Annotated in this window: 18 protein-coding genes; 11 read left to right on the top strand and 7 right to left on the bottom strand. The window is 71.4% G+C overall.

Features of this window, described 5'->3' with window-relative positions:
* Positions 1-24 precede the first annotated feature (24 nt).
* The 4 genes from AKJ13_RS05600 (at position 25) to AKJ13_RS05585 (ending at position 3731) form a co-directional block, all read left to right on the top strand.
* Positions 25-441 carry a MarR family winged helix-turn-helix transcriptional regulator gene (locus tag AKJ13_RS05600; protein WP_050732444.1) on the top strand — a complete coding sequence of 139 codons (417 nt, stop codon included), beginning with the start codon at positions 25-27 and terminating at the stop codon, positions 439-441.
* Between the two features lie 29 nt (positions 442-470).
* Positions 471-1766: an MFS transporter gene (locus AKJ13_RS05595; protein ID WP_050732443.1), complete on the top strand. Its 1296-nt coding sequence runs from the start codon at positions 471-473 to the stop codon at positions 1764-1766.
* A gap of 87 nt (positions 1767-1853) precedes the next feature.
* Positions 1854-3125 carry a multidrug effflux MFS transporter gene (locus AKJ13_RS05590; protein ID WP_200905590.1) on the top strand — a complete coding sequence of 424 codons (1272 nt, stop codon included), beginning with the start codon at positions 1854-1856 and terminating at the stop codon, positions 3123-3125.
* Positions 3126-3200: 75 nt separating this feature from the next.
* On the top strand, positions 3201-3731 hold the full coding sequence (locus AKJ13_RS05585) for a DoxX family membrane protein (RefSeq protein ID WP_050732442.1): 531 nt from the start codon (positions 3201-3203) through the stop codon (positions 3729-3731).
* A 5-nt stretch (positions 3732-3736) separates the two neighbouring features.
* Here AKJ13_RS05585 and AKJ13_RS05580 read toward each other — a convergent pair whose 3' ends face one another.
* Positions 3737-5185 (bottom strand): MFS transporter, encoded by a 1449-nt coding sequence (locus AKJ13_RS05580; RefSeq protein ID WP_050732441.1) that lies wholly within the window; start codon positions 5183-5185, stop codon positions 3737-3739.
* 206 nt (positions 5186-5391) lie between these two features.
* Between AKJ13_RS05580 and AKJ13_RS05575 the strand changes: the two genes are divergently transcribed.
* From AKJ13_RS05575 to panE, 3 genes are all read left to right on the top strand, one after another.
* Positions 5392-6279, top strand: a complete 888-nt coding sequence (locus AKJ13_RS05575; RefSeq protein ID WP_050732440.1) for a DUF3313 domain-containing protein — start codon at positions 5392-5394, stop codon at positions 6277-6279.
* A gap of 162 nt (positions 6280-6441) precedes the next feature.
* A complete protein-coding gene (gene guaB, locus AKJ13_RS05570; RefSeq protein ID WP_007568264.1) occupies positions 6442-7935 on the top strand; it encodes an IMP dehydrogenase in 1494 nt (497 codons plus the stop codon).
* Between the two features lie 294 nt (positions 7936-8229).
* Complete coding sequence (gene panE / locus AKJ13_RS05565) at positions 8230-9174, top strand: 2-dehydropantoate 2-reductase (RefSeq protein ID WP_050732439.1); 945 nt, start codon at positions 8230-8232, stop codon at positions 9172-9174.
* A 197-nt stretch (positions 9175-9371) separates the two neighbouring features.
* Here the strand turns inward: panE and AKJ13_RS30270 are convergent, their stop codons facing one another.
* Positions 9372-9557 (bottom strand): hypothetical protein, encoded by a 186-nt coding sequence (locus AKJ13_RS30270; protein WP_007568255.1) that lies wholly within the window; start codon positions 9555-9557, stop codon positions 9372-9374.
* Between the two features lie 157 nt (positions 9558-9714).
* On the opposite strand from AKJ13_RS30270, the gene AKJ13_RS05560 reads away from it, so the two are divergent.
* The gene (locus tag AKJ13_RS05560) at positions 9715-11073 is read left to right on the top strand and encodes an RsmB/NOP family class I SAM-dependent RNA methyltransferase (protein WP_244471523.1); all 1359 of its coding nucleotides are present in this window, start codon (positions 9715-9717) and stop codon (positions 11071-11073) included.
* 130 nt (positions 11074-11203) lie between these two features.
* On the top strand, positions 11204-12208 hold the full coding sequence (locus AKJ13_RS05555; protein WP_050732438.1) for an alpha/beta hydrolase: 1005 nt from the start codon (positions 11204-11206) through the stop codon (positions 12206-12208).
* Between the two features lie 8 nt (positions 12209-12216).
* On the opposite strand, the gene AKJ13_RS05550 is transcribed toward AKJ13_RS05555, so the two are convergent.
* From AKJ13_RS05550 to AKJ13_RS05535, 4 genes are all read right to left on the bottom strand, one after another.
* Entirely contained in the window at positions 12217-13449 is a 1233-nt protein-coding gene (locus AKJ13_RS05550; RefSeq protein ID WP_050732437.1) for a hypothetical protein, read from the bottom strand.
* 117 nt (positions 13450-13566) lie between these two features.
* Entirely contained in the window at positions 13567-14091 is a 525-nt protein-coding gene (locus AKJ13_RS05545; protein ID WP_050732436.1) for a DUF2937 family protein, read from the bottom strand.
* A 66-nt stretch (positions 14092-14157) separates the two neighbouring features.
* Positions 14158-15171 (bottom strand): hypothetical protein, encoded by a 1014-nt coding sequence (locus tag AKJ13_RS05540; RefSeq protein ID WP_050732435.1) that lies wholly within the window; start codon positions 15169-15171, stop codon positions 14158-14160.
* The gene (locus AKJ13_RS05535; protein WP_050732513.1) at positions 15168-15842 is read right to left on the bottom strand and encodes a YoaK family protein; all 675 of its coding nucleotides are present in this window, start codon (positions 15840-15842) and stop codon (positions 15168-15170) included. Before AKJ13_RS05535 ends, AKJ13_RS05540 begins: the two co-directional genes overlap by 4 nt.
* 207 nt (positions 15843-16049) lie before the next feature.
* Between AKJ13_RS05535 and AKJ13_RS05530 the strand changes: the two genes are divergently transcribed.
* Together AKJ13_RS05530 and AKJ13_RS05525 are read left to right on the top strand one after the other, a co-directional pair.
* The gene (locus AKJ13_RS05530; protein WP_007568241.1) at positions 16050-16481 is read left to right on the top strand and encodes a response regulator; all 432 of its coding nucleotides are present in this window, start codon (positions 16050-16052) and stop codon (positions 16479-16481) included.
* A 24-nt stretch (positions 16482-16505) separates the two neighbouring features.
* Complete coding sequence (locus AKJ13_RS05525; RefSeq protein WP_050732434.1) at positions 16506-16901, top strand: hypothetical protein; 396 nt, start codon at positions 16506-16508, stop codon at positions 16899-16901.
* A gap of 140 nt (positions 16902-17041) precedes the next feature.
* Here the strand turns inward: AKJ13_RS05525 and AKJ13_RS05520 are convergent, their stop codons facing one another.
* Positions 17042-17671: a DUF2939 domain-containing protein gene (locus AKJ13_RS05520; protein WP_050732512.1), complete on the bottom strand. Its 630-nt coding sequence runs from the start codon at positions 17669-17671 to the stop codon at positions 17042-17044.
* Positions 17672-17690 lie beyond the last annotated feature (19 nt).

The following is a 17690-nucleotide window of genomic DNA, read 5'->3' as shown; positions in this document are numbered from 1 at the left end:
GAAATACGTGCATATACACGCATCGTGACCACGGATTCTCCGACCGAGCCCTGCACCTGCGTCGCGCTTCGCCAGGCGACCCGCGCCCTCACGGCGTCCTACGACGCGGCTCTGCGCCCGGCCGGGCTGCGGGTGACGCAATTCTCGATCCTGCGCCGCCTGGAGCGGCTCGGACCGACGCCGCTGACCCGGCTGGCCGTCGAGGCGGTTCTGGAGCGGACCACCATGGCCCGCAACCTCGACCCGCTCAAGCGGCGCGGCCTCGTGAGGATCGAGCCGGGCCAGGATGCGCGCGAGCGCATCGTCGTCCTGACGGATCTCGGGCGTGAGGCCGTCGCGGCGGCGACGCCGTACTGGCAGGCGGCCCAGGCCCGGATCAACGCGCAGGTCGATCCCAAGGCCGTCGCCGCCCTGGCGGAAGCCCTCATCGCCGCCTCCTAATCGATCGTCTCGCACCCCGGAGCTCAAACATGGCCGCACCCGTCGAGACGCTGCCGGCGCCACCCGTGCCACGCCTGCATTACGCCTGGATCGTGGTCGCGGTGACCTTCCTGGTGCTGCTGATCGGGGCGGGGGTGCGGGCGACGCCGAGCATCCTGATCGTCCCGTGGGAGCGGGAATTCGGCTGGACCGCCGCCACGATCAGCGTCGGAATCGCGCTCAACATCTTCCTGTACGGCATGATCGGGCCGTTCGCGGTGGCGATCATCGAGCGGTTCGGCCTGCGTGCCTCGGTCTGCGGTTCGCTCTTCGTCCTGGCCGTGGGTACGGCCGCCACCAGCCTGATGACGGCGCCATGGCAGATGGTGCTGCTCTGGGGCATCGTGGTCGGCTCGGGCTCCGGCATGGTCGCCAACGTCCTCGGCGCCACCGTGGCGGGCCGCTGGTTCGGCAAGCGCCGCGGCCTCGTGGTCGGGCTGCTCACCGCGAGCAGCGCGACCGGGCAACTGATCTTCCTGCCGGCTCTGGCCTCGCTCGCGGTCGGGCAGGGCTGGCGCTCGGTGTCGCTGCTGGTCGCGGGGGTGACCCTGGCTCTGATCCCGGTGGCGGCCCTGTTGCTCCGCGACCGTCCGGCGGATCTCGGCCTGCCCCGCTACGGCGAGACCACGGTGACCCCGGCGCCCACCTTCACCGAGAACCCCGCCATCCGGGCCCTGCGCGGTCTGCGGACCGGCCTCAAATCCAAGGATTTCTGGCTCCTGTCCGGCACGTTCTTCATCTGCGGCGCCTCGACCAACGGGCTGATCGGCACCCACCTGATCCCGGCCTGCATCGATCACGGCATCGCCGAGGTGACGGCGGCGGGCCTCCTCGCGGTCATGGGCATCTGTGACCTGATCGGCACCACGGCGTCGGGCTGGCTCACCGACCGGTTCGATTCGCGCAAGCTGCTCGCCTGGTATTACGGCCTGCGCGGCCTGTCGCTGATCTTCCTGCCCTACTCGTTCGACCTGAGCTTCTACGGGCTGTCGCTGTTCGCGGTGTTCTACGGGCTCGACTGGATCGCCACCGTGCCGCCCACCGTGCAGCTCGCCGGAAAATCCTTCGGCGAGGAGAACGCCGCGCTCATGTTCGGCTGGATCGCTGCGTCCCACCAGATCGGCGCCGCCTCGGCCGCCTGGCTCGCCGGCATGGTCCGGACCGATACCGGGAGCTATCTCGGCGCCTTCGTGTCGGCCGGGCTGCTCTGCCTGGTCGCCGCCCTGATGGCGGGCTTCGTGGGGCGCAATCCCCGCGCGCCGGCCCTGCACCCGGTGCCGGCCTGAGCTGCACCGCGCAGGCGCGACGGCCATAAGCGTGCCGCGAAGGGGGCGCCTCGCTCGGGCGATCCCTTCGCAGCACGAGTGCCCATTGTGACAGTCGCGATCCGGCCCAACCCGCCGGTCCCCGAGGCGCGCGCCCCGCAGAAGCACTCGGGGCCGGGCTTCACCGAGTTCGTCGCCATCATCGCGCTGATGATGGCGGTCACCGCCATCTCGATCGACAACTTGCTTCCGGCCTTCCCGGCGATCGAGACGCGGTTCTCCGTGCCCGATCCGAACCGGCTGCAGCTCCTCGTCTACGTGTTCATGACCGGGTTCGGCGTCGCCCAGCTCGCCTACGGGCCGATCTCGGATACGTTCGGGCGTCGCAAGGTCCTGCTCGCCAGCCTGGCGATCTACGTGGTCGGTTGCGGGCTCGCCATGGTCGCGCCGAGCTTCGGCTGGCTGCTGGCGGCCCGGGTCATCCAGGGCATCGGCGCGGCCGGCGGGCGCGTGCTCTCGGTGGCGATCGTGCGCGACCGCTTCGCCGGGCGCGAGATGGCGAGCGTGATGTCGCTCACCATGATGGTCTTCCTGATCGTTCCGATGATCGCCCCGGCGATCGGCGGCCTGATGCTGGCGCTGGGCTCCTGGGTCTACGTGTTCGTCTCAATGCTGGCGCTGGCCTTCTGGCTGACCGTCTGGTTCTCGCTGCGGATGCCGGAAACGCTGCATCCGGAATATCGCCGCCCGCTCTCGCTCGGGGCGACCTGGGATGCGGTGCGCACGACCGTCACGACCCGGGTCTCCATCGGCTACGCCACGGCGCTCGGCCTGCTCACCGGCTGCATCATGGGCTATGTCGGCTCGGCTCAGCAGGTGTTCGACACCGGGCTCTACCATCTCGGGCCGCTCTTCCCCCTGGCCTTCGGGCTGGTGGCTGGCGCCATGGGGGCGGCGACGCTGATCAACGCCCGGATCGTGCGGCTGCTCGGGATGCGGGCGCTGTCGCATGCCGGCATCATCGCCTTCACGCTGGTGGCCCTGGTCCAGGTCGGCGTCGGGCTCGCCTATCACGGCCATCCGCCGCTGGCGGCGTTCCTGACGATCCTGGCGGCGAACCAGTTCCTGATGAGCTTCGCCCTGCCGAACTTCAACGCCCTGGCGCTTGAGCCGCTCGGGGCCATCGCGGGCACGGCCTCTTCATTCGTCGGCTTCTATACGACGATCCTGGGGGCATTCTCCGGCTACGTGATCGGCCAGGCCTTCGACGGGACCGTGCTGCCGGTCGGGATCGGCTACGCCGCCCTTGGGGGCTTGGCCGTTCTGGTGGTGCTCTGGACCGAGCGCGGCCGGCTGTTCCGGGGCGGCGTCGCAGGTTGAGCCTTCGGACTTAACCCAGCCTTCAAGAGAATCCGGCAGCCTCCGGTCAGCCCTCACAGCCGACCGGATTCGACCATGATCGCCCGCGCCCAGGACGGAACCCTTCTCGCCGCGCGCCTGCTCCTGGCGGCCGCGCTGCTGCCGACCGGGATCGCCCGTGCGCTTAACGTCTCGGGCTTCGCGCTGACGCTGGCCGGCAGCGGCATGCCGTTCCCGAACGGCGTCGCCACCGCGGCCGTGGTGGTGCAGGTCTTCGGCCCGCTCGCCCTGATCCTCGGCGTGCTGCCGCGCCTGACCGGGCTGGCGCTCGCCGCCTTCGCGGCGGTGACGGCCGTGATGCTGCACGCCTTCTGGCAATTCGTCGGGCCGGCGGCGATCGCCGAGCGGACGCTGATGCTGGCCGATCTCGGCTTGGCGGGCGGCTTCCTGATGTATGCGCTCACGGGCCCGGGCGCCTGGAGCTGGCAGGGCTGGCGGGCCGGGCAGGCGGCCGAACGCCCGGCCCCGCAGCGCGCGCCGGCCAAGGCCGCCGGCAAGAGCTCGGCCGCCCGCGGTGGCGGCGCCAAGAAGGCCGGCGGACGCGCCCCGGCCCGCGCCGCAGCCTGACTTTCTCAGCCCACCCGGGGCTTCAGCTCGGGCGAGGCCGGCGGGGTCACGGATACCATCCGGCGGCCTGAGATCTCGGCGCCGGCATCGGGCGTCAGCTTGCGGAAGGCCAGCACGGAGAGGGCCGACAGCACGGCGACCGCGAAGAAGGCCGGCCCGAAATCGCCGGCCTCGATCCGGGTCCGGCCATGGAGCCCGGCCGTGCCCTCCAGCGCCAAGGCCCCGAGGGTGACCCCAAGGCTCAGGGACAGCTGCTGGCAGACGCTGGCGAAGCTCGTGGCCGCGCTCATCTCCCGGGATTCGAGGTCAGCATACGCGATGGCGTTCACGCAGGTAAACTGCACCGAGCGCGAGCAGCCGCCGATGAACAGCAGCGCGATTATGATCCAGTGCGGCGTCTCGGCGGTGTAGAGCCCGTTAACCGCCAGGAAGGCCGAGGCCAGCACGGCGTTCGAGACCATCACGGTGCGGAAGCCCAGGCGGCGCAGGATTTTGGGCGCGAGGGCCTTCACGAACATCGCCCCGGCCGCCGCCGCAAAGGTGATCAGCCCGGAATGCAGGGCGTCGAGCCCGAACCCGACCTGCAGCATCAACGGCAGCAGGAACGGGATCGCCCCCGTCCCGACCCGGAACAGGCTGCCGCCGAGGATCGCGACCCGGAAGGTCGTGCGGCTCATCAGGTCGAGCCGCACGATCGGGTGGGCGACTCGCCGCGCATGGGCGAAGTAGAGCGGCAGCAGCACCGCGCCCGCCGCCAGGCATCCCCAGGAAACCGATGCCGGCAGGAGGTGGCGCCCCATCGAGGCCAGCCCCAGCATCAGGGCGGCGAGGCCGGTGCCGAGCAGGAAGAAGCCGGCGATGTCGAGCGGCGGCCGCTCCGGCTCGCGGATATCCTCGAAATAGAGGCTGGCCAGCACGATCCCGGCGCAGCCGATCGGCAGGTTGATGAAGAAGATCCAGCGCCAGTCGAACCAGGTCGTGATCAGCCCGCCGAGCGGCGGCCCCATCACCGGGCCGACCAGCGCCGGGAAAGTCAGGTAGGCGAGCGCGGTCACGAGCTGCGATTTCGGCACGCTGCGCAGCACCACCAGGCGGCCCACGGGCACCATCATGGCCCCGCCCATGCCCTGGAGGAACCGAGCGGCGACGAACCAGGCCAGGCCGTTGGCAGCCGCGCAGGCCAGCGAACCCAACATGAAGACGACGAGCGCGGCGCGGAATACCGTGCGCGAACCGTAGCGGTCAGCCATCCAGCCGCTCACCGGGATAAAGATCGCGAGGCTGACGAGATACGAGGTCAGCGCCAGCTTCAGGGCGATCGGATCCTCGCCGAGGCTCGCCGCGATGCTGGGCAGCGCCGTGGCGATCACCGTGGAATCGGTGTTCTCCATGAACAGGGCGGTCGCCACCGTCAGGGGGACGATCCAGAACGGTTTTTGGGTCGGGGCGGGCATCGGACAGCAGACGCGTAGCGCGCCGGGACGGTTGCACGGCGGGGCCGCGATCTCGCACGGTCGTGTTTCGCGCCTGTATCCGTAACGCAACAGGGGTTGCATCGTGACCGAACACCACCTTTTGTGCGGGTGGTCCAATGGCTACGTTTGCGACGAGCGGTCTTCCGGCCGTCGATACCGGCGCGGTGCCGGCCACGAGACAATCGATGCAGCCCAGTCCGAGTAAGCGCCGTTCCCTGTCGCGGATCGCCGTCGCCGTCGCGCTCCTGTCGACGGTCGCGGCCTGCGGCACCGTGCTGCTGAACGATCGCGGTTCGCTCACGCGCTACGACCGCCTGAAGGCGAGCAGTGCGGTGGCCTCGGCCTCGCGGCTCTACGTGGACCGTCCGGCTCTGGCTAAGGCCCGCACCGTACGGATCATCCCGACGGCCTTCCACGCCGATGTCGAGGGCGCGGCGCCGCTGACCCAGGTGGAACGCCGCTTGATCGCCAACGCCGCCGACCGGGCGCTCTGCTACGACCTGTCGCTGCATTACGACATCGTGACCGGCCGCGACGCGGACCTGACCGTGCGCGCGCAGGTCACCCGGGTGGAGCCCACCGACCTCCTCGGTGCCGGCGCCACCATCGCGGGCTCGGCCGGCGTCACGGTCGCCTCGCAGCTCGGGCTGAGCGTCGCCGAGGGCGTCGGCCGCATCCCGATCCCGCGGATCCCGATCGGCCTCGGCAGCCTCACGGTCGAGGCCGAGGCGCTGGACCGTCGCCGCGAGCAGCGCGCCGCGATGGTCTGGGGCGGGGCCGCCAACTCGTTCACCAGCCAGCCGCGCTTCTCCCGCGCCAGCGACGCCTACGACCTCGCGGGCGAGTTCGGCCAGGATTTCGGCTTCATGCTCGCCACCGGCGACGATCCGTTCAATGCCCCGAACACCCTGCCCACCTGGGACCGCATTCGGGTGACCACGCTGGGCGAGGCGCCCTTGGACCCGGATTGCGAGGCCTTCGGCCGGGCGCCAGGCATCGACGGCATCCTGGGCGACTACGTCGGCTTGCCGCCGGAATATACCGACAAGGGGGCGACACCGGCGCCGCGCTGAGCCACGCCGCCGTCACGAAAAAGCGGGGGAGCCATGCGCGATTTCCCCCCGCGGCGCGGCGACGGCGCATTGGCGCGGCCGCGGACCCCATGATACTGGCACTTGCCAACCCGATCCCGCTGCGCAGCCCCCTAAGCGCGGCCGTCCGAGGAAAGTTGGCACATGGCCCGAGTAGATTCCGCAACGATCATCGAGGGCCTGACCTTCGACGACGTGCTCCTGCGGCCCGCCGCCTCCTCGGTGATGCCGACCGAGGTGAACGTCGCCTCGCGGCTCACCCGCACGATCCCCCTGAACCTGCCGATCCTCGCCTCGGCGATGGACACGGTCACCGAGGCGCCGATGGCCATCGCCATGGCGGCCAACGGCGGCATGGGCGTGATCCACCGCAATTTGGAGCCGCCGGAGCAGGCCGAGCAGGTCCGGCTCGTGAAGAAGTACGAGTCCGGCATGGTGATGAACCCGATCACCATCCACCCGGACGAGACCCTGGCCGACGCCTTCGAGGTGATGAAGCTCAACCGGATCTCTGGGATCCCGGTGGTCGAGCGCGGTCCCAACGGCTCCCGGGGCAAGCTGGTCGGTATCCTGACCAACCGTGACGTGCGCTTCGCCACCAACTCCGCCCAGCCGGTGGCCGAGCTGATGACCCGGGACCGGCTGATCACCGTCCGCGAGGGCGTGACCCAGGACGAGGCCAAGCGCCTGCTGCACCAGTTCCGGATCGAGAAGCTTCTGGTGGTCGACGACCATTACCGCTGCATCGGCCTGATCACGGTCAAGGATATCGAGAAGCGCGTCACCTACCCGTTCGCGGTCAAGGACGAGCAGGGCCGCCTGCGGGTCGCCGCCGCCACCACCACGGGCGACAGCGGCTTCGAGCGGGCGGAGCGCCTGATCGATGCCGGCTGCGACGTGATCGTGGTCGACACCGCCCACGGCCACTCGATCAAGGTGCTCGATGCCGTCGCCCGGGTGAAGCAGCTCTCCAACGCCGTCCAGGTGATCGCCGGCAACGTCGCCACCCGCGAGGGCGCCAAAGCCCTGATCGATGCCGGCGCGGACGCCATTAAGGTCGGCATCGGCCCGGGCTCAATCTGCACCACCCGCATCGTGGCGGGCGTCGGCGTGCCCCAGCTCACCGCCCTTATGGAGGCCGTGGAGGCCGCGGGCGAGGCCGACATCCCGGTCATCGCCGATGGCGGCATCAAGTATTCCGGCGACCTCGCCAAGGCGATCGCGGCCGGCGCCTCGGTGGCGATGCTCGGCTCGCTGCTGGCGGGCACCGACGAGGCCCCCGGCGAGGTGTTCCTGTACCAGGGCCGCTCGTACAAGTCGTACCGGGGCATGGGCTCGGTCGGCGCCATGGCCCGCGGCTCGGCCGACCGCTACTTCCAGGCCGAGGTCAACGACACCCACAAGCTCGTGCCCGAGGGCATCGAGGGCCAGGTCCCCTACAAGGGACCGGTTGGCAACGTCCTGCACCAGCTCGCCGGCGGCCTGCGCGCCGCCATGGGCTATGTCGGCGGTGCGACCATCCCGGACTTCCAGGAACGCGCGCAGTTCATCCGCATCACCAATGCCGGCCTGCGCGAGAGCCACGTCCACGACGTGACCATCACCCGCGAGAGCCCGAACTACCCGTCGCGGACCTGAGGCGAAACGACCCCGCAGTCACCACGCGCCCCCCTCTCCTGCGCGGGAGAGGGCTGGGGTGAGGGGACAGGTCTATCCGGAGAGGTTGCATCCCTCACCCTGTCCCTCTCCCGCACGGGAGAGGGGACCCGAGCTTCCTTCCGCGCCGTGTGACTTCGCCGACCCGCACGGCGGGACCGCGTTCAGTTGGCGCCCGTGGAGCCGTCACCACCTTGACTCGGTGCTGCCAGCGCTCTTCGATGATCGAGTTTACTTGAGCCGGTACGGTCGGCGAGTCCGGCCCGGAGTATCCCAATGCGCACGCTGATCGTCGGAGCCGGGGCGACCGGCGGCTATTACGGGGCACGGCTCGCCGAATCGGGGGCCGACGTGACCTTCCTGGTCCGGCCGGCCCGGGCCGAGAAGCTGGCGGCGAACGGCCTCGTGCTGCGCTCGCCGCTCGGCGACCTGCATCTCGCTGCCCCGCCCACCGTCACGGCCAATACGTTGGCACAGGCCGGGTCGTTCGACCTCGTGCTGCTGTCGTGCAAGGCCTACGACCTCGACAGCGCCATCGCCGACCTGGCGCCCGCGGTCGGGCCGCAGACCGCGATCCTGCCTCTGCTCAACGGGATGTCCCATCTCGACGCGCTCGATGCCAAGTTCGGTCCGGAGCGGGTGCTCGGCGGCTCCTGCGCCATCGCCGCGACCCTCGCGCCGGACGGAGCAATCCGGCACATGAGCGAGCTGTGCAGCATTACCTACGGCGAGCGGGACGGATCGCGCTCGGCTCGGATCGAGGCGATCGACGACCTGATGCGCGGCCTGAAGTTCCAGGCCCGCCTCAGCGATGTGATCCTTCAGGAGATGTGGGAGAAGTGGGTTTTCCTCGCCACGCTGGCGGGGGCGACCACCCTGATGCGCGCAGCCGTCGGCGACATCGTGGCGGCGCCCGGCGGCGCGGCCTTCGTCGCCGCCTTGCACACCGAATGCACGGCCGTCGCGGCGGCGAGCGGCTTCGCACCGCGCGGCGTGGTCGCCGAGCGGGCGCGGGCGCAGCTCACGGCCGAGGGCTCGACCTTCACCGCCTCGATGCTGCGTGACATCGAGAATGGCGGTCGGATCGAGGCCGACCACGTCATCGGCGACCTGATCGACCGCGGGCGGCGGCTCGCGCCGGAGGCGGCCTTCCCGATGCTTGAGCAGGTCTATGCCGGGCTTAAAGCCTACGAGGCCCGGCGGGCGCGGGAAGCGGCTTGAGGGGCGACACGCACAGGTCCGACTCTTAGCGAAGACAATCCCAACAGGTCTCCTCATCCTGAGGTGTTGCGCAGCAGCCTCGAATGAGCCCTCCAGGGGTCGCTCGGCTGGCTGGAGGCCTCCTTCGAGGCCTACGCTGCGCTCCGGCGCCTCAGGATGAGGGCTATGGGGGATCAGCCTACGGTCGCCGCCCGATCTCAGTACCGGCCGGGCGGGGGCGGGGGCGGGTTGCCGTATTCGAGCTGCGTCTTGGCATCCACCGGCCGGCGCGGCGGCGGAGTGAGGTCGGGGGCGGCGGCCGGCGCACTCGCACAGGCGGCGAGGCTGGCGGCGACGAGGCCGGCAAGGATGCCGGAAAGCGTGACGCGAACGACAGAAGACATGAGCTGAGGCACTCCCGGCCATGCCCCCGGGGCGGAACGCACTGGCCCGCAGCGGGAGGATGCCATACGACACGGGCAAGCCCCGCGCCGCGGGACCGCCCACGATCCGGTCTGCACCGGGATCGTGCTGGAAGCTCGGCCGTACCGTGGCGGCATCGTGGGCCAAGCGTGGCCGTTTCGCGTCGGCCTCGACGCAGTCAAAAGGATCCGGACCCTGACCCCCGCCGCCCGTTGCTCCGCCGCCATCGAAGTCCTGACCGATATCGCAGAGCGCCGCCGCCCGGCCGCCGACGCGCTGAAGGATTGGGGCTTGGCGCACCGCTTCGCCGGCTCCGGCGACCGGGCCGGGATCGCCAGCCTGGTCTACGACGCCCTGCGCCGTCGGGCCTCGGCCGCCTGGATCATGAGTTCGGACGCGCCGCGCGCCGTGTTGATCGGCTCCCTGCGGCTGCAGCAGGGTCTCGCCGCGGCGTCCGTGGCGGCCCTGTTCTCCGGCGAGCGCTTCGCCCCGGCGCCGTTGAGCGACGACGAGCGTGCCCGCCTCGAATCCGGTACCCTGGAAGAGGCCCCGCCCGAGGTGGCCGGCGATGCCCCGGCCTTCGTCCTGCCCGAGCTGACGGCCGCGCTCGGGGACGACCTCATCCCCGACTTGAAGGCGCTCGCCCGGCGCGCGCCCCTCGACATCCGCGTCAACGCCCTGCGCGGCGGCCGCGATGACTTGATGCCGGCGCTGGAGGCTCACGGGGCCGCTCCGACCCCGCATGCCCCGATGGGCGTGCGGATCCCGATCGGCGCCGACGGTCGCGGCCCGGCGCTCCATGTCGAGGCCGAGTTCCTCGACGGCTGGTACGAGATCCAGGACGAGGGCTCGCAGCTCGCCGCCCTGCTGGCCGATCCTCAGGCCGGGGAGACCATCGTCGACCTCTGCGCCGGCGGCGGCGGCAAGACCCTGGCGCTGGCCTCCCAGACCCGCAACGGCGCACGCCTGATTGCCACCGACGGCGATCCGCGCCGGCTCGCCCCGATCCACGACCGCCTGCGCCGCTCCGGCGCGACGGCCAAGGTGCGCACCCCGCGCAGCGGCAAGGCCCGGGCCGATGTGCTGGAGGATCTCGACGGCACGATCGACCGGGTGCTGGTCGACGCGCCCTGCACCGGCTCGGGTACTTGGCGGCGCAACCCGGACGCCAAGTGGCGCTTGCGCCCCGGCAGCCTGGCTTTGCGCGTCGCCGAGCAGAGCCAAGTGCTCGACCGGGCGGCCAAGCTGGTCCGGCCCGGCGGCCGGATCGTCTACATCACCTGCTCGCTCCTGCCCGCGGAGAACGACGCCGCCGTGGCTGGCCTGCTGTCACGCTGGCGCGGGCGCTTCGACGCCGTCCCGGCCGAGACCGTTCTGGCGGCGGGACCGCCGGGCCTCGCCTCGGCCGTCCGCCACACCGCGCACGGCCTGCAGATGACGCCGCTGCGGACCGGGACCGACGGGTTCTACGTCTCCGTGATCACCCGGCGCAGCTGAGCGCGCGCCGCTCCGGAACCGCCCCCGCGTCCTGCGACGTTGGGCGAGGGATGTTTCAGGAGAGCACCATGCCCGAGCCCGTCCGTCCCGCGCGCCGGGCGCTGTCCTGAGCGCCGCCCGGGACCGGTTCATGCCTTTCGACCGCCGCCTGCTGCTCGCCGGACTGAGTACCGTTCTCGGCCTGCGCGCCGCCAAGTCTGAGGAAAAACCGCCGGAGCCGGCGCCGCACGAGGCGATCCGCGCCCTGCCGCGCTCGCTGCCGGGAGCCGATCTCCAGGTCATCGACCTATGGCCCGGCGAGCCGCCGGGGGGCGGCAGCGGGCCCGACGCCGAGGGTTTTCGCTACGTCGAGGGCGTCTCGGGCGACGTCACCCGCGTGCAAAAACCCTGCCTGCTGGCGATGCGGCCGGCCAATCCCAACGGCGCGGCGATCATCGTGGCGGCGGGCGGCGGCTACCAGTTCATCGCGCTGGGTAACGAGGGCGTGCCGGTCGGGCGCCTCTTGAACGCGGCCGGCATCACGGTCTTCCTGTTGGTCTACCGCCTGCCCGCCGAGGGCTGGGGCGCAGGCCCCGACGCGCCGCGGCAGGACGCACAGCGAGCTCTGCGGCTGGTGCGGGCGCGGGGCGTGGAATACGGCGTCGATCCGGCCCGGGTCGGCGTGCTCGGCTTCTCCGCGGGCGGCCACCTGATGGGCGAGACCGCGGTGGGCACCGCCAACGACCTCTACGCTCCGTTGGACGAGGCCGATGCGCAGCCGGTGCGTCCGGTGCTCGCGGGGCTGATCTACCCGGTCATCACCATGCGCAAGCCGTTCGACCGGACCGCGACGCGCCGGATTCTGGTGGGCGACGAGGTCACCCCGTTCGAGATGAAGACCTATTCGGTGGACCTCCAGGTCGGGCCTGAGACGCCCCCGACCTTCCTGGTTCAGGCGATCGACGATCCGATCGCGGTGGCCGACCATCCGCTGCTGATGTTCACGGCGCTCCGCAAAGCGCGGGTGCCAGCGGAGCTGCACCTGTTCGAGCGCGGCGGCCACGGATTCGGGCTCGGCGCGCCGGGCAGCCCCGCCGCAGCCTGGCCGGGCCTCTTCCTGGCCTGGATCCGGCTGCACGGCTTCCTGAACCGGTGACCTGAGGATCACTCCTCGCGCAGCCGATGGAGCTTCGCCACCTTCGGGCGGCTGGTGCGGAACTGGCCGCGCTCCACCGCCACGAACACCACGACGGCGATGGCGATGATGCTAAGCCACCAGATCGCCGTCAGACCGACCCCGAGGCAGGCCACCGTGAAGGCGGCGGCGAAGCAGCCCATCGCCCCCGGGATCAGCGCCGGGATGTCCCGGCCGCCCCGGCGAATCGAGGCGTAGAGCGCGAAGGCGGCGGCCAGCGCGCCGACGATGCCGAGCTCGTACCAGAACTCGAACAAGGCCGTGGTCGGCGCGTTCACCGGCAACAGCCCGACGAGGCGCCCGCGCAGGGCGGTCTCGAAGCCATGGCCGGTGATCAGCCGCACGGGGTCGGTGGTCACCACTTTCTGCCAGCTCTTGAGTGAGAGCACCCCGGGCGAGAGCGGCCCGAGCAGGGCGGCGCCAATCGGGCGGGCCAGGAACGGCAGCAGCGGCGCGACGGCCAGCAGCGCGGCCGAGATCGTCGCGGTGAGCATCACGCCGAGCTTCGGGCGGTAGCTCGTCACCGCGAAGGCCAGCGCGCCGACCGCCAGGGCGGCGATCTGCGTGACGTCGGGCTGGACCGTCAGCGCCAGGGCGACCAGCAGGGCGAGGCCGAGCGCCTCGCGATCGCGCCGCCGGGACCGGAGCCAGGCCAGAGCTGGCCAGACCAGGAGGATCAGCAGGATCAGGCCGCGATCGAGGGCGCCGTCGTCGTCGATCCCGGGGGGCGCCAGATGGGCGCCAAACAGCCCGAGCACGATCGCCACGATCGAGCCCGCGACCACCCCCAGCGGCAGCAGATAGAGGTTGGCGGACCGCATCCGGTCGGGCAGGGCGAAATAGCCGAGCAGGGCCAGCCCGATCGTAGCCGCGAGATTCGCCAGGCGTTCCACTGCCGGCCCGAGGAACGGTGTCCAGGTCAGGGACAGGACCGACCACAGCACCACCAGCATGCCGGCGAGGAAGGCCGGCGCGGTGAGCAGCCGGGTGACGGCCGGGCGCACCGGGCGCTGGCGGCGGTCGATCGCGCTGGCGATGATCAGCAGCACCACGGCGATGGGCGCCAGGATCACGGTGGCGCGCCGGGCGACCTGGGCCAGCACCGGCAGGATCACGAACAGCCCGAAGAAGCCGATGCGCCGCAGCAGGGCGGCGGCGTCGAGCGCCGGATCGATCGTGGTGGGGTTCGACGCGCGGGGCATCTTGCGCCTTCTGCCGGACCGAGGCGGCCGGATCACGCTCGATACGCAAGCTCCGCGCAAGCCGCTGTAGACCCTGAGCAACACTCCCGGGTCCGCGCGCGCCGAGCCGACGGCGGTTCAGGCCGTCCGGGTCGTCGTGCGCGGGCGCCGGCGCACCATCCGCAGGCCGAGATCCGACAGGACGCGCGCGCCGCCCCAGGCGGTCAGGAACCCGATCAGGCCGGCGGCGAGGCCGTCGGCATTGGTCGGCACCGCGGGGCTGAAGTCCCGGTAGGCGGCCTGCGCCACCGGCACGTCGGGATCGCGCAGCATCGCCACCACCTTGCCGAGCGGGCTTGTCGCCGAGGTCAGGGCCTGCTGCTGGGCGCTCAGCCGGGCGAGCCGGGCGATGTCCGCTTGGGCGGCCTCGCCCCGCCGGGCGACGAGCTGGTCGGGATTTGTGCGCAGCCGGTCGACCGCGCCCTCGCGGGTGGTGCCGGAGGCCTGCGCGTCCGATTCGAGCACCGCCACCTGCCGGCGCAGCTCGTCGACCGCGCCGCCGAGCCGCTGGGCGTATTGCTGCGCGAATTCAGGGGCCTGGGCGGCAACGACGCCGCCGAGCAGGCCGAGGGCGAGGCCGAAAGTGCGGAACACGCGGAACACGTCAGACCCTCCGGTTCGAAACGGGCTGCAGCCCGAACGATGGGCTGCGGCCAAAGACCAAGACGATCAGGCCGGCAGGGTCAGCAGGCCGGCCTGGCCGTCGGCGCAGCCGAACAGCATGCGGTTGCCGCGCGCGTCCCAGGCGAGCGCCGTGATCCCGCTGCCCTGCACGGCCCGCCGCACCAGCAGCTCGGAGGCATCGGTGAAGCGCACCAGCAGGATGCAGCCATCCTCGTAGCCGACCGCCAGCACGGGGGCCTTCGGGTGGAACGCCACCCGCGACACCCGGGCCGGCCGGACGCCGCATTCCCGCGGCGCCTTGCCGGTGGGGCCCTCCTTGGAATCGAACGGCCAGACGATCGCCGCCTCGGCGCCGCCGGTGGCGAGCCAATTGCCGTCCGACGACCACGACACCGACCGGACCTTACCGGGATAGCCCGACATTCGCATGTGGCCGCGATCCGGCTGCAGGCGCCAGCCATGCAGGGCATTCTCCTGCATGGTCGAGACGACGAAGCGGCCGTCGGGCGACCAGGTGACGTCGATATGCGAGCCCTTCCAGCTCACGACCTCGGCGGGGGTCTCGAGATTCGGGTACCAGAGGCTCACGCCGTTGTAGTGGGCGACGCCGAGCCGGTAGCCCTTCGGAGCGAAGACCAGGCCCCGGGCCGTGGACGGGGCCGTGAAGCTCTTCTCCCGGCCCTTGGCGTCCCGGGCGACGACCGCGCGACCCGCGGACCAGGCGACGGACCCGTCCGGGTGCAGCGCCAGCGCGTCGATCCAGGCGCCGCCCTTCGCGGCGCCGAGTTCCTGCGTCGCGCCATCGGCCCGGATCTCGACCACGCGGCCGTCGTCGCCGCCGGTGACCAGGCGGTCCGGGCTTCCGGCCGCCACCAGGATCCCGCTGTCGGGATGGGCCGCGATGCGCGTGAGGCCATCGCCCCGCATCAGGGCGACGGTGCCGTCGCCGAGCGCCAGGGCCGGAGCCTCCTTCAGGAAATGCGCCGCGACCACGTGGGCGCCCGCCTCCAGCGGGGCGACGTGGTCGGTGAGGGACGGATGGCTGACGGAACTGCTCATGGAGACTCGACCTTCGGGGCCCGCGCGCCGGCGCGCAGGACCAGGAACGCGGTGATGAACGCGAGCACCCCGGAAACCGCTGCCGGCGCGATCAGGGCGTAGAGGGCAAACGCGTCGTAGGCCAGGGCCCCCAGCAGGGCCCCCAGCAACAGGGACAACCAGACCAGCCCGTCGCCGATCCAACCGAGCGGGTCGCCGGTGCGGGTGAGCGCCTTGGCGATTTTCTGGCCGAGGCTGAACAGGGCACCGGTGACGAAGGTGGTGCCGGCGCGAAACCCCTGCACCTGCGCCAGCACGGCGTTCTGCGCCCCCATGGCGACGGCCACGAAGAACGCGGCGAGCCCCAGCTCGGGCGTGGCCAGGCCCAGCGCCAAGCCGCCGAGGATCAGCAGCGATTCGTAGGCGAGCACCACCGGGGTGCTCCAGCGCGTCGGCACCAGGATCGCGAGCCCGCTGCCCAGGACCGAGCCGGTCAGGAAGGCCGCGATCAGGATCGCCGGCAGCAGCATCTTGTGCAGGTTCGCCTCGGCGCCGAAGACCGCGAGCTGCGTGGTGTTGCCGCTCATGAACGAGGTGTAGAGCCCGCCGAGCCGCACGAAGCCCAGCGCATCGACGTATCCGGCGAGGCCCGTGAGGAGCAGGCCGGTGCCCAGCTGCCACGACCGGTTCACGGATCCGCCCTCCCGATGCATCGCGGTAACGCACCGTTAACCATTTCGGAGCCTCCGTTCACCTGCGCCGGGGCGGGGTTAACGGGCCGTGCACCAAGTCCGAGCAATTCGATGCAATCACGGCGAACGCCGGGGCGCAGGGGCCCGTTGCTCCTTCGATCCGGCACGGGGCTACCGCGCCCCCGCCGGGTGAGTGGGAGTTGCGTCATGATGCCGTTCGCCGCCGCCTTCGCCTGCCCGTCCATGCCCGCCCTGGACCCGGCCGCCGCGACCATCCTCGTGGTCGAGGATGAGCCGACCGTCTGCGAGCTGGCCGCCGAGGCGCTTCTCGAAGAGGGTTATCGGGTGCTCACCGCCGCGGATGCCTGGGAGGCCGAGGCGATCCTGGCACGGGAGAGCGTGGACATGCTCTTCACCGATATCGACCTCGCCCGCAACACGAACGGCCTGGCGCTGGCGCGCCGCGCCCGCAGCGTCTGCCCGGACCTGCCCGTCATCTACACGTCCGGCGGCCGTGCTTGCTTGTCGGCCGCCGACGCCGTCTCCGAATCGGTGTTCGTCCCGAAGCCGTACCGGCCCAGCCAGCTCGTCGCGCTCACGAACGACATCCTGCGCACCGCGCACCACCACCACGCCTGAACCCCACCCCCAAGGATTCCCGCCATGCGGCGCCCCCTCATCGCCACCGGTTTCGCCCTCGCCCTTACGGCCGCCCTGCCGGCCCGGGCGGCGTGCGACGTGAAGGGCGCCCAGATCGAGGAGGGGATCGCCGCCAAGAAGGAACTGCAGGCGGACGCCAATGCCCAGACGGTGCGCGACCTGCGCACGCTGCGCGACGCGGCGATCGTGCTGGAGACCTACAAATTCCCGGGCGAGTGCGAGGTGCTGCTCGGCATCGCGAAGTCGCTCCTGGCCAACCCCGACAAGACGATCGTGCAGGGCGGCGACACCGACGAGGACGAGGCCGAGAGCCTCGTCGAAGCCCGCAAGCCCAAGGCCAAGGCACCGCTGGACGAGAAGACACCGGCCGCCAAAGCGCCGGCCGCGAAGCCGGATTGAGCAGGGGTAAGCCCGCGCACCGACAATCGACGTTTGTCCTGACACTCCACCTCAGGATGAGGAAGCGGCTCGGGTTTCGGGGGGCTGCCGTCGCGGTCCGAGTTCGTCACTCCGCGATTATCGCGCGCCCGGAAGCACCGCTACTTCTCTTCCCCCGCGCTCGCACCGAGCTTGGCCCGGGCCAGCGCCCGGCCGAGCTTGGCGGCGATCTGGGCGCGCAGGATGTCGGCCATCTCGATATCGACGAGCCGCCAGCTCAGGCCGCGCAGCCGCAGCCGGATCCGGGTACGCTCCGCCCGGGGGGCCTCGGGTGGGATCGGGATCACCACGGCCCGGAAGCCGCGCATCTCCAGTGACGTGTAGAAGGGCAGGAGCCGGCCGGCGCTGCGGATCGCCAGGCCCTCCGGCTTGAGGTCGGCGGGGCGCTCGATGTCGAGCTTGTCGGGCCAGCCGTTGTCGAGCAGGTCCATGACCGTCTCGGGCGTGACCAGGGTCTCGGCCAGCGCCAGGGCGAGGCCGTAGGCGACGTCGTTGAGGCGCTGCCGGTCGCGGGGCTCGAGTTCCAGGTCGGTGTCGGAGGCGGCCCGCACCGCCCCGGTGATCTGGCGGACCAGGGATAGACGCAGCGTCCGAAAATTCACGTGGCTCTCGATATAGGCCACGTCGTGCCGGCGCACGGCCTGCGCGAGATCGTAGAGCGACCAGAGCGGGCTCACCGTGAAGGCGAGCCACGCCAGAGCGAGTGCGAGCGGGATCGCGAGCCAGCGCACCACCGTTACGATCCCGTCC

Origin of the sequence: Methylobacterium sp. ARG-1 (assembly GCF_001262595.1) — a bacterium.
GTDB lineage: Bacteria > Pseudomonadota > Alphaproteobacteria > Rhizobiales > Beijerinckiaceae > Methylobacterium > Methylobacterium brachiatum.
The sequence above is the reverse complement of the archived record's forward strand: the minus strand, read 5'-3'. Positions and strand labels throughout refer to the sequence as shown.

Bases quoted from the DNA above. Each gene is read 5' to 3' on its own strand.
- AKJ13_RS05595 (WP_050732443.1), top strand. From the start codon at position 471: ATGGCCGCACCCGTCGAGACGCTGCCGGCGCCACCCGTGCCACGCCTG.
- AKJ13_RS05585 (WP_050732442.1), top strand. From the start codon at position 3,201: ATGATCGCCCGCGCCCAGGACGGAACCCTTCTCGCCGCGCGCCTGCTC.
- AKJ13_RS05580 (WP_050732441.1), bottom strand. From the start codon at position 5,185: ATGCCCGCCCCGACCCAAAAACCGTTCTGGATCGTCCCCCTGACGGTG.
- AKJ13_RS05575 (WP_050732440.1), top strand. From the start codon at position 5,392: ATGCAGCCCAGTCCGAGTAAGCGCCGTTCCCTGTCGCGGATCGCCGTC.
- guaB (WP_007568264.1), top strand. From the start codon at position 6,442: ATGGCCCGAGTAGATTCCGCAACGATCATCGAGGGCCTGACCTTCGAC.
- panE (WP_050732439.1), top strand. From the start codon at position 8,230: ATGCGCACGCTGATCGTCGGAGCCGGGGCGACCGGCGGCTATTACGGG.
- AKJ13_RS30270 (WP_007568255.1), bottom strand. From the start codon at position 9,557: ATGTCTTCTGTCGTTCGCGTCACGCTTTCCGGCATCCTTGCCGGCCTC.
- AKJ13_RS05555 (WP_050732438.1), top strand. From the start codon at position 11,204: ATGCCTTTCGACCGCCGCCTGCTGCTCGCCGGACTGAGTACCGTTCTC.
- AKJ13_RS05550 (WP_050732437.1), bottom strand. From the start codon at position 13,449: ATGCCCCGCGCGTCGAACCCCACCACGATCGATCCGGCGCTCGACGCC.
- AKJ13_RS05540 (WP_050732435.1), bottom strand. From the start codon at position 15,171: ATGAGCAGTTCCGTCAGCCATCCGTCCCTCACCGACCACGTCGCCCCG.
- AKJ13_RS05530 (WP_007568241.1), top strand. From the start codon at position 16,050: ATGATGCCGTTCGCCGCCGCCTTCGCCTGCCCGTCCATGCCCGCCCTG.
- AKJ13_RS05525 (WP_050732434.1), top strand. From the start codon at position 16,506: ATGCGGCGCCCCCTCATCGCCACCGGTTTCGCCCTCGCCCTTACGGCC.